14 protein-coding genes and 1 tRNA gene are annotated in these 13173 nt (G+C 67.3%); 5 read left to right on the forward strand and 10 right to left on the reverse strand.

Annotation, left to right across the window (positions count from 1 at the left end):
- Window positions 1–56: 56 nt before the first annotated feature.
- From ACP7CK_RS05060 to ACP7CK_RS05070, 3 genes are read right to left on the reverse strand one after another with little or no spacing between them, the layout of a single operon-like run.
- Window positions 57–380, reverse strand: a complete 324-nt coding sequence (locus ACP7CK_RS05060) for a hypothetical protein (RefSeq protein ID WP_426025311.1) — start codon at window positions 378–380, stop codon at window positions 57–59.
- On the reverse strand, window positions 377–2860 hold the full coding sequence (gene ctaD, locus ACP7CK_RS05065; RefSeq protein ID WP_426025312.1) for a cytochrome c oxidase subunit I: 2484 nt from the start codon (window positions 2858–2860) through the stop codon (window positions 377–379). Before ctaD ends, ACP7CK_RS05060 begins: the two co-directional genes overlap by 4 nt.
- Complete coding sequence (locus ACP7CK_RS05070) at window positions 2857–3519, reverse strand: cytochrome c oxidase subunit II (RefSeq protein ID WP_426025313.1); 663 nt, start codon at window positions 3517–3519, stop codon at window positions 2857–2859. The genes ctaD and ACP7CK_RS05070 overlap by 4 nt, the downstream gene beginning before the upstream one ends.
- 21 nt (window positions 3520–3540) lie before the next feature.
- On the opposite strand from ACP7CK_RS05070, the gene ACP7CK_RS05075 reads away from it, so the two are divergent.
- Complete coding sequence (locus tag ACP7CK_RS05075) at window positions 3541–4053, forward strand: DUF2231 domain-containing protein (protein ID WP_008264091.1); 513 nt, start codon at window positions 3541–3543, stop codon at window positions 4051–4053.
- Here ACP7CK_RS05075 and ACP7CK_RS05080 read toward each other — a convergent pair.
- The 4 genes from ACP7CK_RS05080 to ACP7CK_RS05095 all read right to left on the reverse strand — a co-directional run bounded on the left by ACP7CK_RS05080 (window position 4023) and on the right by ACP7CK_RS05095 (window position 6105).
- Complete coding sequence (locus ACP7CK_RS05080) at window positions 4023–4535, reverse strand: CopD family protein (protein WP_426025314.1); 513 nt, start codon at window positions 4533–4535, stop codon at window positions 4023–4025. The two genes, ACP7CK_RS05075 and ACP7CK_RS05080, sit on opposite strands and share 31 nt — an antisense overlap.
- A complete protein-coding gene (locus tag ACP7CK_RS05085) occupies window positions 4532–5230 on the reverse strand; it encodes a cytochrome c oxidase assembly protein (RefSeq protein WP_035307395.1) in 699 nt (232 codons plus the stop codon). The genes ACP7CK_RS05080 and ACP7CK_RS05085 overlap by 4 nt, the downstream gene beginning before the upstream one ends.
- A 293-nt stretch (window positions 5231–5523) precedes the next feature.
- A tRNA-Thr gene (locus tag ACP7CK_RS05090) sits at window positions 5524–5599 on the reverse strand.
- A 68-nt stretch (window positions 5600–5667) separates the two neighbouring features.
- Complete coding sequence (locus ACP7CK_RS05095; RefSeq protein ID WP_426025315.1) at window positions 5668–6105, reverse strand: HIT family protein; 438 nt, start codon at window positions 6103–6105, stop codon at window positions 5668–5670.
- A gap of 122 nt (window positions 6106–6227) precedes the next feature.
- Between ACP7CK_RS05095 and ACP7CK_RS05100 the strand changes: the two genes are divergently transcribed.
- Window positions 6228–6584: a phage holin family protein gene (locus tag ACP7CK_RS05100; protein WP_008260563.1), complete on the forward strand. Its 357-nt coding sequence runs from the start codon at window positions 6228–6230 to the stop codon at window positions 6582–6584.
- On the opposite strand, the gene ACP7CK_RS05105 is transcribed toward ACP7CK_RS05100, so the two are convergent.
- Window positions 6581–7669, reverse strand: a complete 1089-nt coding sequence (locus tag ACP7CK_RS05105; protein WP_426025316.1) for an ABC transporter ATP-binding protein — start codon at window positions 7667–7669, stop codon at window positions 6581–6583. The genes ACP7CK_RS05100 and ACP7CK_RS05105 overlap by 4 nt on opposite strands.
- Window positions 7670–7848: 179 nt before the next feature.
- Between ACP7CK_RS05105 and ACP7CK_RS05110 the strand changes: the two genes are divergently transcribed.
- Window positions 7849–10470, forward strand: coding sequence for a TonB-dependent receptor domain-containing protein (locus tag ACP7CK_RS05110; protein WP_426025317.1), 2622 nt, complete (start codon window positions 7849–7851; stop codon window positions 10468–10470).
- Between the two features lie 14 nt (window positions 10471–10484).
- Here ACP7CK_RS05110 and ACP7CK_RS05115 read toward each other — a convergent pair whose 3' ends face one another.
- Window positions 10485–12200, reverse strand: coding sequence for an ATP-binding protein (locus ACP7CK_RS05115; protein ID WP_426025318.1), 1716 nt, complete (start codon window positions 12198–12200; stop codon window positions 10485–10487).
- Here ACP7CK_RS05115 and ACP7CK_RS05120 point away from each other — a divergent pair.
- Together ACP7CK_RS05120 and ACP7CK_RS05125 are read left to right on the forward strand one after the other, a co-directional pair.
- On the forward strand, window positions 12178–12312 hold the full coding sequence (locus tag ACP7CK_RS05120) for a hypothetical protein (protein ID WP_255343239.1): 135 nt from the start codon (window positions 12178–12180) through the stop codon (window positions 12310–12312). The genes ACP7CK_RS05115 and ACP7CK_RS05120 overlap by 23 nt on opposite strands.
- A gap of 93 nt (window positions 12313–12405) precedes the next feature.
- Entirely contained in the window at window positions 12406–12753 is a 348-nt protein-coding gene (locus tag ACP7CK_RS05125; RefSeq protein ID WP_426025319.1) for an ArsC family reductase, read from the forward strand.
- A 12-nt stretch (window positions 12754–12765) separates the two neighbouring features.
- Here the strand turns inward: ACP7CK_RS05125 and ACP7CK_RS05130 are convergent, their stop codons facing one another.
- Window positions 12766–13005: a DUF2188 domain-containing protein gene (locus ACP7CK_RS05130; RefSeq protein ID WP_183195572.1), complete on the reverse strand. Its 240-nt coding sequence runs from the start codon at window positions 13003–13005 to the stop codon at window positions 12766–12768.
- Window positions 13006–13173: the final 168 nt, after the last annotated feature.

The raw sequence follows: 13173 nt of genomic DNA on the forward strand, positions 1-13173 counted from the left end.
GTCGGGAGACGATCTGATCCAGATCAAGTCGGTGATCATCGCTCGCTGTCGGCTCGTCAAAGGCAGTAGGTCGTGACCACCGTCGGCAACAGCGTCCAGACCGCCGCGATCAGTCCCACCCAGGCTGTGGCGCGGCTGACGAAGCGCACGAACGGCGAGGGCGAACTGAAGCGCGCGGCGTGAAGGGCCAGGATCAGACCCAACTGCAGCAGCACCGCCAGCCCATAGCCCCCCCCCATCAGCAGGCGCGGGACGGAGACCAGGCCGAAAGCCGACCCGCCGATCCCGTGTCCGCAGATCAGCCCGTGCAGGCCGTACACAGCGCTGAAGCTGGCCAGCCAGACCAGGGGCGCGACCAGGATGCGCAGGATATCCTTCACGTCAGCAATCCCGGAAGATGGGCGACGACGAGGATCAGCGTCGAGGCGCCGGCCAGGTAGTCGACCCAAAGGGTCACCACCGGGAATTCGGCCTGACGGCTGGGCGAGGTGAAGCCCCTGACGACGCGGGCGGTGAGGAAGGCGGCCATCAGGGCCGCCAGGACGGCGTGAAACAGGGCGTAGGATCCGAGCACCAGGAGCGTCGCTCCATAGGCGTGGTCGCCGGGCGTCGGGGCCCGCAGGACCACCCCGCCCGCCGCCGCCGCAACCCCCAGGGCGGCGACGAAGGTCAGGCCCAGCCAAGGCCGGGCGTCCTGGCCCTCTCGATTGGTCCGCGCGGCGCGTCGGATCGCCACCACGCCAAGCCCGGCCCCGATGAGGCCCAGCGCCAGCTCCGGCGCCGACGAAGTCAACCAGGCGGGCGGCGGCCAGGACGGGGCGACCGTCCACAGGAAGGCGAAGCCGAACAGCAGCGAGCCGAAAAAGGTCGCATTGGCCGTCAGCAGGAGGGCCGACCCCCACCAGCTGGGCGAACGGCTGACCTGGGTGGCGTTGGGCAGCGTCAGGCCGCGACCGATCGACCGAGGGGGCAGATCGGTCGTGCGTCCCAGCGACCAGGCCCAGCGCCACGCCAGGATCGTCACCCCGACCACCGCCAGCGGAACCGTCCAGTAGAACTTCAGCAACAGGGAGACGAAGAACACCCCGGTGACCGCCGCCATCAGGATCGGCAGGCGGGTGTTTGTCGGGTAGATGATGTGAAAGTCCGGCTTGCCGGTCGCGATCTCGACCGTCAGGCTTTCGCGCCACCCCTGTTCGGGTTCCGAGAGATAGCCTTCACCGCGCGCAAGGCGGAGCGTCAGCTCGGGATCGTCGGCGAGCGGCTGGCGGCTGTCGACATGGGGCAGGCTGGCGAAATTATACGCCGGCGGCGGCGTCATCATCGCCCACTCCAGGGTTCCGGCCTGCCAGGGGTCGCGACGGCTGCGTCGCGCGGTGAAGGCGTGGAGCACCAGATCGACGATCACCATGGCGATGCCGATGGCCAGCACGAAACTGCCGATCGACGAGATCAGGTTGACGGTCGTCCAGCCGTCCTCCGGCAGATAGGTCGAGATCCGCCGCCGCTGGCCCAGCAGACCGACCCAGTGCATGGCCAGGAAGGTGACATGGAAGCCGATGAAGACGAGGGCGAAGGCCAGCTCGCCCAGCCGGAAGAACCGCGCACGGCCGCTGACGTGCGGCATCCAATAGTAGAGGCCGGCCAGGATCGGAAAGACGAAGCCGCCGAACAGGACGTAGTGGAGGTGGGCTGTGATGAAGGCGGTGTCGTGCGCCTGCCAGTCGAAGGGAACCACAGCGACCATGACCCCGGTCAGCCCTCCGATCACGAAGGTGAAGAAGAAGCCGAGCAGGTGCAGCATCGGCATGCGCAGACTGGGCCTGCCCTTCCACATGGTGCCGATCCAGGCGAACAGCTGGACCCCCGTCGGCACCGCCACCAGGGTCGAGGCGGCCGAGAAGAAGGCCAGCCCCATGTGCGGGATTCCCGTCGTGAACATGTGGTGGACCCAGATGCCGAAAGACAGGAAGGCCAGTCCCGTGGCCGAGGCCACGATCCAGCCATAGCCGAGCAGGGTCGTTCGGCACATGACCGGCAGAATGGTCGAGATCACCCCCGCCGCCGGCAGGAAGATGATGTAGACCTCCGGGTGACCGAACAGCCAGAACAGGTGCTGCCACAACAGGCTGTCGCCGCCGAACTCGGCCTGGAAGAAGGGCAGTCCGAACGCCCGTTCCAGCTCCAGCAGGATCGAGCCCAGGATCAGCGGCGGAAAGCCGGTCAGGATCATCAGGGCGGTGACCAGCGCGTACCAGGCGAAGATCGGCATCTTGTCCAGCGACATGCCGGGGGCGCGGTATTTGAGGATCGAGACGGTGATCTCGACCGCCGCCGCAATCGCCGAAATCTCGACGAAGGTGATGCCGATCAGCCAGAAATCCGTGTTGATGCCCGGCGAGTAGATCGGCCCGGTCAGCGGGGGATACATGAACCAGCCGCCATCCGGCGCGATGCCCAGCACCATCGACACCAGCAGCATCGTCCCGCCGAAGACATAGCACCAGAAGCCGTAGGCGGAGAGGCGGGGGAAGGCGAGATCGCGCGTGCCCAGCATCTTGGGTAGCAGATACATGGCCAGTCCCTCGAACGTCGGGATGGCGAACAGGAACATCATGATGGTCCCGTGCATGGTGAAGATCTGGTTGTAGATCTCCGGCCCGGCGAAGGCCGAATGGGGCGTCGCCAGCTGGGCCCGGATCAGCATGGCGAGCACGCCGCCGACCAGGAAGAAGAAGAAGGACACGGCCAGGAACATCCGGCCGAGGTCGGTGTGGTTGACGGTCGAGAACAGGCCGCGAGCGCCGGGCTCGGACGACCAGATTTCGGTCAGGCGGCGGTGGCGCTGGAGCATGTTCATGGCGTGCCGCTTCGGACGAAGCGCTCCCAGGAGGCGGGGTCGTGGGCGACCACGGTGAAGGCGAAATCGTCGTAGCCGACGCCGCTGAACTCGGCGCTTCGGCCGGCATAGACGCCGGGGGCGTCGGCCTCGATGCGCAGGATGTTCACATGGCCGGGAATGGCGTCGATCTTGCCGGCCAGGCGCGGCGCCCAGAAGCTGTGGATCACGTCCGTGGATGTGATCGCGACATCGACGGGCCGCCCGGCGGGAATGTGCAGCACATGGTCGGTCCTCAGCCCCGCAACATCGGCGTAGCTGAAGGCCCAGGCGGACCGGCGGGCCTCGGCGCCGACGCGGACGACATCCGCGCCCTGCCTGGGCAGCAAGCGCTCCCCCGCCGCCAGCCCATAGGCGAGAAGGGCCAGCAGCACGACGACCGGAAAGGCTACGCCCAGCTTGATCACCCACAGGCGCTCGTGCCGCGTCTCGTCAACGGGGCCGCGCGCCCGGAACGCCAGCGCGACCAGGGCCATCACGAGGGCGAAGATGGCGACGGCCCCCATCAGCATCACCCACCAGATCTGAGCGATGGTGCGGGCGGCGGGGCCGGCCGGATCGACGGTCGACAGGGCCCCCTCGCAACCCGCCAGCGCCAGCGCCGTTGTCAGAACCACCATGGGACGCGGCAGGGACGGGAAATGACGGACAAGATCGAAGAGGAAGCCGAGGCCCTGATCGACCCGATTGCGGCCGCGCCCGGATTTTCCGCGACCGAGTCGCGCGTCGCGGTGTTCGGTCACCCGATTCATGCGATGAGCGTCGCCTTCCCCGTGGCCCTGACCTTCTGCACCCTGGGTGCGGACGCCCTGTACTGGTGGACGGGCGACGGCTTCTGGGCCCGGGCCGCCCTGTGGTCCGCCGGCACGGGTTTTCTGTTCGGCATGTTGGCGGGCGTTTCCGGCACGGCTGAACTTCTGATGGTGTCGGGCATCCGGGCGCGGGCTCCGGCCTGGACCCATTTCATCATCGCGGTGACCCTGCTGGCGCTGCTCGGGGCGAACTGGGGGCATCGTCTCTATGGATATGAGACGGCCGTTTTGCCTTACGGCATCCTGCTCTCGGCCCTGTGTGTCGGGGTGGTGGCGGTAACGGGCTGGCATGGCGGCAAACTCGTCTTCGACTATCGACTGGGCGTGTCGAACAAGAGCTGACCGCTCCGGGGGTCCGTCAGCCAGTCCGGCAGGACGACCCAGGCCAGCGTCGGCTTGGCCAACACCAGGGTGAGGATCATCAACATCGGCAAGAGAACCAGGGCGATCGGGATATAGGGCCGGGGCGGGGTGTGTTCGTCAGGGTCTTCGCCGATCCGCGCGAGGGTGTGGCCGATCCAGCCATGGGCCATCACCAGCATCGCGACGAACGCCAGTTTGGCGAACAGCCACGGCACATAGACCTCGCGCAGGAAGATCAGCCAGGTGCCGGCGATCACGGCGATGACGGCCGCCGGCGTGACGCACATCGTATAGGTCAGGTGCGAGGCGTTCCGGACGACGCGATAGTCTTCAATCGAGATGTTCGGGTCATGGCGCGTCAACATCAACGGCAGGGCCAGCAGCCCTCCGCACCAGATCACCAGGGCGACGATATGGGCCGCCTTGAACAGCGGAACGGCGGGTGCGAGCCAGTCGATCATGCGCGCGTCGCCTTCAGTCGCGACCAGCCCTGGCGCGCGATCCAGATGGTTGCGATCGCGTAGGGTATCCCCGCCGGCGCCCACATGATCAGCCCTCCCAGGGCCTGATCCTCAAGCGGGGTCATGCCCCAGGCCAGGGGCGCGAATCTGTGCGCCGCATAGAGGGACGTCGGGGCGAAGGTCAGCAGGGCGCCGAGCAGCCCCATCTGGGCGAAGGCGGCGATCACAAACCCGAGGCGATCCACAGGCGCGCCGTCCCCGGCCAGGACCGCCCGCCAGAACAGCATCGCGCTGCCGAGCAGCGAGATTTGCATCACCCAATAGACTGGGATGTTGGTCAGGGCGGCGTCATAGGCTGCGGGAATGTGCCAGATCCAGAGGACGGCGGTCGAGACCACGAAGGGAATCACGATCCCCCCCGGCCGTGGCGCCGGGACCGCCAAGGCCAGAAGCGGTGCGGCGACGGCGATGAGCAGGACGTGGTGCACGACCCGCGCTGAAAACAGGGCCGCCGACAGGGCGCAGAGCGGAGAGACGAAGGCGATCGCCAACACCGCCACGCCGGCCAGTCCGGCCCGGTCGCGCCGCAGGCCCACGCCCAGCGCGAACAGCGCGGCGAGAAGAATCGGGTCCAGATTCCAGCTCGTGGCGAGTTCGCCGGGAAGCGGCGCAGGACCGCAGTAAGTGGCGTGCATTCAGGGCGTTTCCCTGCCGATTGATGAGTGTCGTGCGTCCGTGGCCCCGGCTTGTCTTCGCGGCCGTCAGATACCTAAGCCGTATTGGACAAGGATGTTCCGACCTGAGTGTTTCGGCGCGATCGGCGTCTCGCCACCCTTCAGGGCTCGGCTATGGTCAAAGCCATACCGCGTGGTCGCCCGTGCCTTCCCGACTGAAACGCCGTGAAAGCGCACCCGTTCGATATCGGTCTGTGATCCGCTGCGCCCTCAAGGCGCCACCTGCAAAACTGCAGGGCCAAGTCGTGAAGAGATGGTGCCGGTTGCAGGAATCGAACCCGCGACATCCAGTTTACAAAACTGGCGCTCTACCAACTGAGCTAAACCGGCCCCGGTCTTGAGGACTGGCTGGCCTTATGCGGACGGATTCACGCCTGTGCAAGACGGATCCGCCACGCTCAGGCCAGTTCTGCGGCGATCCGGTCGGCCAGGGGCCTCAAGGCGGCGGCTTCGGCCATGGGCGCGTGGCCGTGTCCCTTCATCGGCCGGTCGGCCCAGCGGGGGATGATGTGGAAATGCAGGTGGAAGACGGTCTGGCCGCCGGCGTCGCCGTTGAACTGCATCACGGCGATCCCGTCGGGCTTCAGCGCCCTTTCGACCGCCACGGCCGTGCGTTGCAGGGCGGCCGTCAGCCGGGCCAGGATGTCCGGCTCGACCTCCAGCAGGTTCCGCGCCTGCGACTGTTTGGCGATGATCAGGACATGGCCTTCCGACTGGGGAAACACGTCCATGAAGACCAGGACGTGGTCGTCCTCCCACACCTTCACCGAGGGGATCTCGCCGCGCAGGATCTTGGCGAAGATGTTGTCGGGGTCGTATTCGCCGTGAAGGCTCATGGCCGGTCTCCGTATCGTGTCGCAGTCTGGATCAGCGCCCTGACTAGCAGCCGGGGCGGGCGAGGGGGAGCCTTTGCCGGCATGCCGCGTTATGGTGACGCTTCCACATCATTGAGGACAACATGATCCGTTTCATCATCCAGGCCGTCGTCACCATGGCCGGCCTGTGGCTGTCGGCCCAGATCGTGCCGGGCGTCGACTTCACCAATAACGGCTCGCTGATCGCGGCGGCGATCATTCTGGGCCTGGTCAACGCGATCGTGCGGCCGATCATGGTGGTGCTGACCTTCCCGATCACGGTCGTCACCCTGGGTCTGTTCCTGCTGATCGTGAACGCGGCGATGATCGGCTTGACCGCCCTGTTCCTGAACGGCTTCGCCGTGGACGGCCTGTGGGCGGGAATCGGGGCGGCCATCGTCACCGGCGTGGTCAGCTGGATCGCCGGCGCCTTCATCGGCGGTGACGAAAAGCGCGGCTAAAGTCGGGAAAAGGCGCGACCTTCCGCGTCGAACAGATGGGCCTGGTCGGCGGGGACGTGCAGGGTCAGCGATTCGCCGACCCTGGCCGGAGCCCCGCCCGCCAGCTGGACCGTCAGGGTGTCCTGCGACGCCGGATGTTTCAGATGGGCCATGGTCGTCGCCCCCAGGGGCTCGACGAACAGGACCTTGGCGGTCAGCCCGTCGCCCTCGGCCGCCAGGTTCAGATGTTCGGGCCGGACGCCCAGGGTGATGCGGTCGCCGGCCTTGGCCGAGGCGGCGTCCACCGCCACGCGGATCGTCTCGCCTGCCGTCGTCCGCACCGTGGCCCCGGCGGCCGAGGCGGCGACCACCTCGCCCGCCAGCAGGTTCATGCGCGGACTGCCGATGAAGCCGGCGACGAACAGATTGGCCGGGCGCTGGTACAGGTCCATCGGCGCCCCGACCTGTTCGATCCGGCCGCCGTTCAGCACCACGATCCGGTCGGCCAGGGTCATGGCCTCGACCTGGTCGTGGGTCACATAGATCATCGTCGTCTTCAGCTCGGCGTGCAGGCGTGCGAACTCGTAGCGCATCCGAACCCGCAGGGCGGCGTCCAGGTTCGACAGCGGCTCGTCGAACAGGAAGACGTCGGGTTCGCGCACGATGGCGCGGCCGATGGCGACGCGCTGGCGCTGTCCGCCGGACATGGCCTTGGGCTTGCGGTCCAGATAGTCGGTGATGCTCAGGGCTTCGGCGGCGGCGCGCACGCGGCGATCGATCTTGGCCCTGTCCGTCTTGGCCAGTTTCAGCCCGAAGGCCATGTTTTCATAGGCCGTCATGTGCGGATACAGGGCGTAGGACTGAAACACCATGGCGATGCCCCGGTCGGACGGCGACAGGTCGTTGACCACCCGGTCGCCGATGGAGACTTCGCCCGTCGTCGCCTCTTCCAGCCCGGCGATGGTGCGCAACAGGGTGGACTTGCCGCAGCCGGACGGGCCGACGAAGACCACGAACTCGCCGTCGGCGATCTCCAGATCGACGCCCTTCAACACCTCGACGGCGCCGAACGCCTTCTTCACGTCGACCAGACGGACGTTCGCCATGCTTCTTCCCTGAACTGTTTCCATTTTTCTCTACCGTAACCGGTTACATCGCCGGATCAATGGCTCGCGATATTCCAGAGCGTATGCAGAATCGCTAATTTGCAAATCTGCAAAATTACTCTTTCGCAAAATACCCGCCCTCGCTAGAAGCCGCCGTCACGGTTTTGGGGAGCACAGACATGGCGCGGCGTAAAATCCTGATGGCGACGGCTTCGGTCGCCTGGCTGGCGGGCGTGTGTGCGGTTCAGGCGCAGGAGGGGCCGTCGCGCGTGGACGATATCGTCGTCACCGGATCGCGCATCGCCGGCGGCGACCGGATCGCGCCGGTCGAGACTTTGGAGCGGAACGTCATCGCGGCCGCCGGCGTCGCCGACGCTTCGCAACTGGTCCGCCTGATCACCGCCAACTCGGGCTCCGAGGCCCAGGTGGATCAGCTGAATCAGCCGCAGAGCTCCGGCACGGCCCAGTTCAATCTGCGCAATCTCGGCCTGGGTTCGACCCTGGTCCTGGTCGACGGCCAGCGCTGGACGACCAGCGCCGTGGTGGCGACCGACGGCTCGGCCTTCGTCGACATCAACTCGCTCGTTCCCATGATCGCCTTGCAGCGGGTCGAGGTGGCCAGGGACGGCGCCTCGGCCGTCTATGGCTCGGACGCCGTGGCCGGGGTGGTCAACTTCATCACCCGTTACAATGTGGCGGAGCCCGAGATCAGCGCCAAATACGCCGTGGCCGACGGATCGGAAGAGAGCGTGATCCAGGCCATCGGCGGTTTTGCGCTGCTGGGCGGCGACCTGACCCTGGCGGCCTCGCATTTCCACCGGTCGGCGCTCAGCACCGACGAGCGCGACTTCACCCAGGCGGACCGTTACGGCCGCGCGTCCTGGACCGCCGTGACCAGCTACGGTCAGCCGGGCTCCTATTACCGGCCCGGCACGGGGGGCTATGCGCCGGACCCGGTCTGCGACAATCCCGCCTTCGACGCCGCCTATCGCAACAGCGCCGGCGACGCCTTCTGCCGCCTCGACTATTCCGACTTCTTCGACCTGACGCCGGAGGAGACGCGCACCCAGGTCTTCGCCGACTATCGCCGTCCGGTCGGGGACATGAGCCTGTCGCTTCAGGCGGCCTGGTCGACCTCCGAAACCCGCGCCCGCCAGACGCCGTCGCTGCCCATCCTGGCTCAGTCCCTGACCGTGCCGGCCTCGCACCCCGACAATCCGTTCGGCGAGGACGTCCTGTTCCGGGGCCGGCTTCTGGGCGCAGAGGCCGGGGCTTCGACCGCCGTGTTCGAGTATGAGACCTGGCGCCTGGCCGCCGGTCTGGACGGTGACTTCGCCGGCGGCTGGACCTGGAGCCTGGCCGCGACCGCCAGCCGCCAGCATGTCGCCTATGACAAGCCGGACGTGATCGGCAGCGCGCTGCGGAACGCCCTGAATGGTCTGGGCGGCGCCGGCTGCGATGCGGCGACGGGGTCGCCGGGCGTCGGCGCCTGTCAGTATTTCAATCCCTTCGGCAGCGCCTATCTCGGGACCGGCACGGCCAACAGCGCCGAACTGATCGACAGCCTGACCGGCTCAACCGGTCTGCGCGGCGCGTCCAGCCTGACCACGGCCGACGCCTCGACCGGCGGCCAGGCCCTGGCCTGGGCCGGGGGGCGGGTCGATGTGGCCCTGGGCGCCCAGTATCGCCGCAGCGTTTTCCGTCATGACTGGAGCGATCTGGTCAACGCCGGCGAACTGCTGACCGCCGGGTTTTCGCCGGACTTCGAGGGCGACCAGCAAACCCTGGCCGGCTTCGCCGAGGCCAGAATCCATCTGGGCGGCCGGATCGAGGCGCAACTGGCCGGGCGTTATGAGTCCTATGACGGCGATCAGGGGCGGTTCAGCCCCAAGGCGGCGGTCCGCTGGGACGTGACCGACGCCCTGGCGCTGCGCGCCTCGTGGGGGCAGGGGTTCCGCGCCCCGTCCGTCTACGCCCAGTCCGGCGCCCAGGCCTCTCAGCCGTCGGTGTTCGATTGGGGGGCGTTCGTCTTCGTCAACACCCTGACCTCGGGCGACGCCGACCTGAAACCCGAAAAGTCCGAGAGCCTGACCTTCGGCGCCCTGTGGCGTCCGATCGAGGGGCTGGAACTGGGCCTGGACGCCTGGCGCTTCGACTATGCCGACCAGGTGGTCAAGGAATCGGCCCAAGCGATCATCGATCAGGCGGCGGCCGATACGGCGGCGGGCCGCACCGGCACGGACGCCCAGTCGCGCATCACCCGTTCGGCCGGCGGCGCCCTGACCTTCGTCCAGCTCTATTTCGTCAACGCCTCTTCCATCGAGACGCAGGGGATCGACCTGGCGGCGCGTTACGGTCGCGAGCTGTGGGGCGGGCGGGCCTCGGCCTCGGCGACCTGGACCTATGTGGACCGTTACGACATCCGGCTCAGCGACGGCGCGGCCCAGGTGTCGGGCGTGGGCTCGACCAATCTGAACAATATCGGCCGGTCCCTGCCGCGCAATCGCGGCGAATTCGCCCTGTCCTGGAGCGGCGGCGGTCACGCCCTGACCGGCCTGGTCCACTACACAGCCGGTTATCGTAACGACCGCAGCGGGATCAACGACACCACCATCGCCAGCCAGACCACCGTCGATCTGCTCTACACCCGCACGCTCGGCCTCGATCTCGACCTGGCCCTGGGCGTGGTCAATCTGGCGGACAAGGCGCCGCCTCTGGCCCAGTACGCCTTCGGCTACGACCCGGTCGTCGCCGACCCGCGTGGACGGGTGTTCAGCCTGGGCCTGACAAAACGATTCTGATCAGGGCGCGGGAGTCAGGCGGCCAGCGTGTGGGCGGGCGGCAGGGCGGCGCTCATCGCCTCGATCAGCATATGGATGTCCAGCGGCTTGGCGACGAAGCCGTCCAGACCGGCCTCACGGCCTTGTTGGCGCACCGACGCGGAGACGTCGCCGGACAACAGGATCAGGGGCGTGCGCTGGCCGGGCGTCTCTTCGGCGCGAATTCGGCGGGCGGCCTCGAAGCCGTCGCAGAGCGGCATGCGCAGGTCCAGCAGCACCAGATCATAGGCGCCCTCACGCCAAGCGGCCACGGCCTGGTCGCCGTTTTCGACCACCGTCAGCTCGACGCCCAGACTGGGCAGGATGGCGGACAGAACCTGGCGATTCACGGCGTTGTCGTCGGCCGCCAGGACATGCAGGTCGGCCAGGCTTCTTGCGCTCTCGGGCTCGGTCGCGGCCGAACGCCCGCGTTGCAGCGGAAGCTCCAGGGTGAAGCAGGAGCCCTGACCGAGCGCGCTGGTGACGGTTATGTCGCCCCCCATCATCCGCGCCAGCGAGCGCGAGATCGCCAGGCCCAGGCCGGTGCCGCCATGCGTATGCGCGGTTTCGGCGCTGGCCTGCGCATAGGGTGAGAACAGGCGGTCCAGGGTGGCTTCATTCATGCCCATGCCGCTGTCACGCACGGCGATCCGAAGCAGGCCTGCGCTCGGGACGTCGACGGACAAGGCCACTTCGCCCTGATCGGTGAACTTCACGGCGTTCGAGATCAGATTGGCCAGGATCTGGCCGATCCGCACCTTGTCCCCGATCCAATCGCCTGCCGCTTCGGGCGCGATGTCGATCCGCAGCAGCACGCCCTTCTTGCGCGCCGTCTCGCCGAAGGCGGTCTCCATGCGCGCGAGCAGACGCGTCAGGTCGAAATCGGCCTCCAGCAACTCCAGGCGTCCTGCCTCGATCTTCGACGCGTCCAGCAGATCATTGAGCAGGGCCGTCAGGGTTTCTCCCGATTCAAGCGCGACCTCGAGCCGTTCCTTCTGGGTCGCCGCCATCGGCTCGGCCGCCATGGCCTGCAACATGCCCAGCATGCCGTTCAGCGGCGTGCGGATCTCGTGGCTGACGACGGCCAGGGTTCGCGTCTTGGCCTTGGCGAAGGCCACGGCTTCGCGTTCACGTCGCGCCGAGGCGCGGACGGCCCAAAGACCCAGGCTCGCCCCGAACCCCAGCGCCGCCAGGCCGACACCGCCGACGACGATCCGTGCGGTCGTATAGGCGCGATCACGCGCCTTCTCGCGTTCCTGGGTGGCCAAGGCCTCCTCCGCACGAAGATCGTCCAGCAATTGGCGCACCTCGTCCATAGCGGCTCGACCTCGGTCCGCCAGGGCGGGATCGGCGATCTGGCTTTGGGGACGGGCCAACTGAGGGCTTGCATAGACGGAACGCCAGCGGTCCAGCCCCTCACGCAGGGCGTCCAGTCGGGCGGTCTGCTGCGGACTGTCGCTCGACAGACGGTAGAGGGTCTGCAGTTCTTCGCTGAACTTCGCCTGGCCTGCAAAATAGGGTTCGAGCGCAGCCGGTTCGCCCCGGCTTTCGCCATATCCCCTGACGCCGGTTTCCTGATCCAGGCTGGACGCCAGAAGATCGGCCGCCGCGGTTTCGACAACCCGGGTGTGGTGAACCGCGCGGTCTGCGGCCTCGATGGTGGACAGGTTCCCGAACACCACGACGATCATGGCGGCCATCATCGCCGTCATCGTCGCCATCATGGAGACTGCGGACAGCGCCGCCCTGGTCCTCATCAAGGCCAGGACACGTTTTGAAGCGGCGCGGATCGACATGGGAAACCGTGTTCTGGCGGGGCGATGAGTATTGGGTCCCCGCTCATGAACAGCGGGTTTCCAGGCTTGTCAGGAGGACTATCTACAGGCACAGCGGCCGCCCCAAGGAAAAGGACCGCCCATGACCGTCGTCCTCTACGGCATTCCCAACTGCGACACCGTCAAGAAGGCCCGCGTCTGGCTGGACCAGCACGGCGTCGATTATGTCTTTCATGACTACAAGAAGGCGGGCGTCGACTCGGTCCAACTGGGCCAGTGGATCGACGAACACGGCTGGGAGACGGTGCTGAACCGCGCCGGCACGACCTTCAGGAAACTGCCCGAGGCCGACCGGGCGGACATTGATCGGGACAAGGCCGTCGCCCTGATGACGGCCCAGCCCTCGATGATCAAGCGGCCGGTCCTGGATCTGGGGGACCGGCGCCTGGTCGGCTTCAAGCCCGAAGCCTACGCCGCCGTCTTCGAATAGGGGCGGGGGCCGTCAGTCTTCGACGTCGGTCGCCGGGCGGTCGTGTCCGTCGGCGCTTTCCGTGACCCAGCGGCCGTCGGCGGTTTCGTATTCGATGGCGGCGTTTTCGTCCGGCACCTTCTGTTCGCGCGCGGCCCGGACCGCAGCGGCCTTGGCGGCCTCGTGGGTGGCGAAGGTCTCGGAATAGGTGCCCCCGGACTGGTAGGCCCATCCGCCGTCGTGCTCGACGATGCGATAGGTGACGTGGGCCATGGGAATCTCCTTCAGGGGGTCAGGCCATGACGTTAGCCCGAACCCGTTGTCGCGTCATGGGCTTCGCGTCGCGACCTTACGAAGATTTCACGTCGGGCCGCGCATCCGTACGCGCATCCCACAGCCTCTTGTGATCAGAAGGCCGCCGCATCAGGCTGTCGCATCGGA

Source organism: Brevundimonas sp. TSRC1-1, from assembly GCF_049898245.1.
Classification (GTDB): domain Bacteria; phylum Pseudomonadota; class Alphaproteobacteria; order Caulobacterales; family Caulobacteraceae; genus Brevundimonas; species Brevundimonas mediterranea_A.

Excerpts from the sequence above, each read along its gene's own strand:
- ctaD (WP_426025312.1), bottom strand. The coding sequence starts at position 2,860 with ATGAACATGCTCCAGCGCCACCGCCGCCTGACCGAAATCTGGTCGTCC.
- ACP7CK_RS05070 (WP_426025313.1), bottom strand. The coding sequence starts at position 3,519 with ATGGTGGTTCTGACAACGGCGCTGGCGCTGGCGGGTTGCGAGGGGGCC.
- ACP7CK_RS05075 (WP_008264091.1), top strand. The coding sequence starts at position 3,541 with ATGACGGACAAGATCGAAGAGGAAGCCGAGGCCCTGATCGACCCGATT.
- ACP7CK_RS05080 (WP_426025314.1), bottom strand. The coding sequence starts at position 4,535 with ATGATCGACTGGCTCGCACCCGCCGTTCCGCTGTTCAAGGCGGCCCAT.
- ACP7CK_RS05085 (WP_035307395.1), bottom strand. The coding sequence starts at position 5,230 with ATGCACGCCACTTACTGCGGTCCTGCGCCGCTTCCCGGCGAACTCGCC.
- ACP7CK_RS05095 (WP_426025315.1), bottom strand. The coding sequence starts at position 6,105 with ATGAGCCTTCACGGCGAATACGACCCCGACAACATCTTCGCCAAGATC.
- ACP7CK_RS05100 (WP_008260563.1), top strand. The coding sequence starts at position 6,228 with ATGATCCGTTTCATCATCCAGGCCGTCGTCACCATGGCCGGCCTGTGG.
- ACP7CK_RS05105 (WP_426025316.1), bottom strand. The coding sequence starts at position 7,669 with ATGGCGAACGTCCGTCTGGTCGACGTGAAGAAGGCGTTCGGCGCCGTC.
- ACP7CK_RS05110 (WP_426025317.1), top strand. The coding sequence starts at position 7,849 with ATGGCGCGGCGTAAAATCCTGATGGCGACGGCTTCGGTCGCCTGGCTG.
- ACP7CK_RS05120 (WP_255343239.1), top strand. The coding sequence starts at position 12,178 with ATGGCGGCCATCATCGCCGTCATCGTCGCCATCATGGAGACTGCGGAC.
- ACP7CK_RS05115 (WP_426025318.1), bottom strand. The coding sequence starts at position 12,200 with ATGACGGCGATGATGGCCGCCATGATCGTCGTGGTGTTCGGGAACCTG.
- ACP7CK_RS05125 (WP_426025319.1), top strand. The coding sequence starts at position 12,406 with ATGACCGTCGTCCTCTACGGCATTCCCAACTGCGACACCGTCAAGAAG.
- ACP7CK_RS05130 (WP_183195572.1), bottom strand. The coding sequence starts at position 13,005 with ATGGCCCACGTCACCTATCGCATCGTCGAGCACGACGGCGGATGGGCC.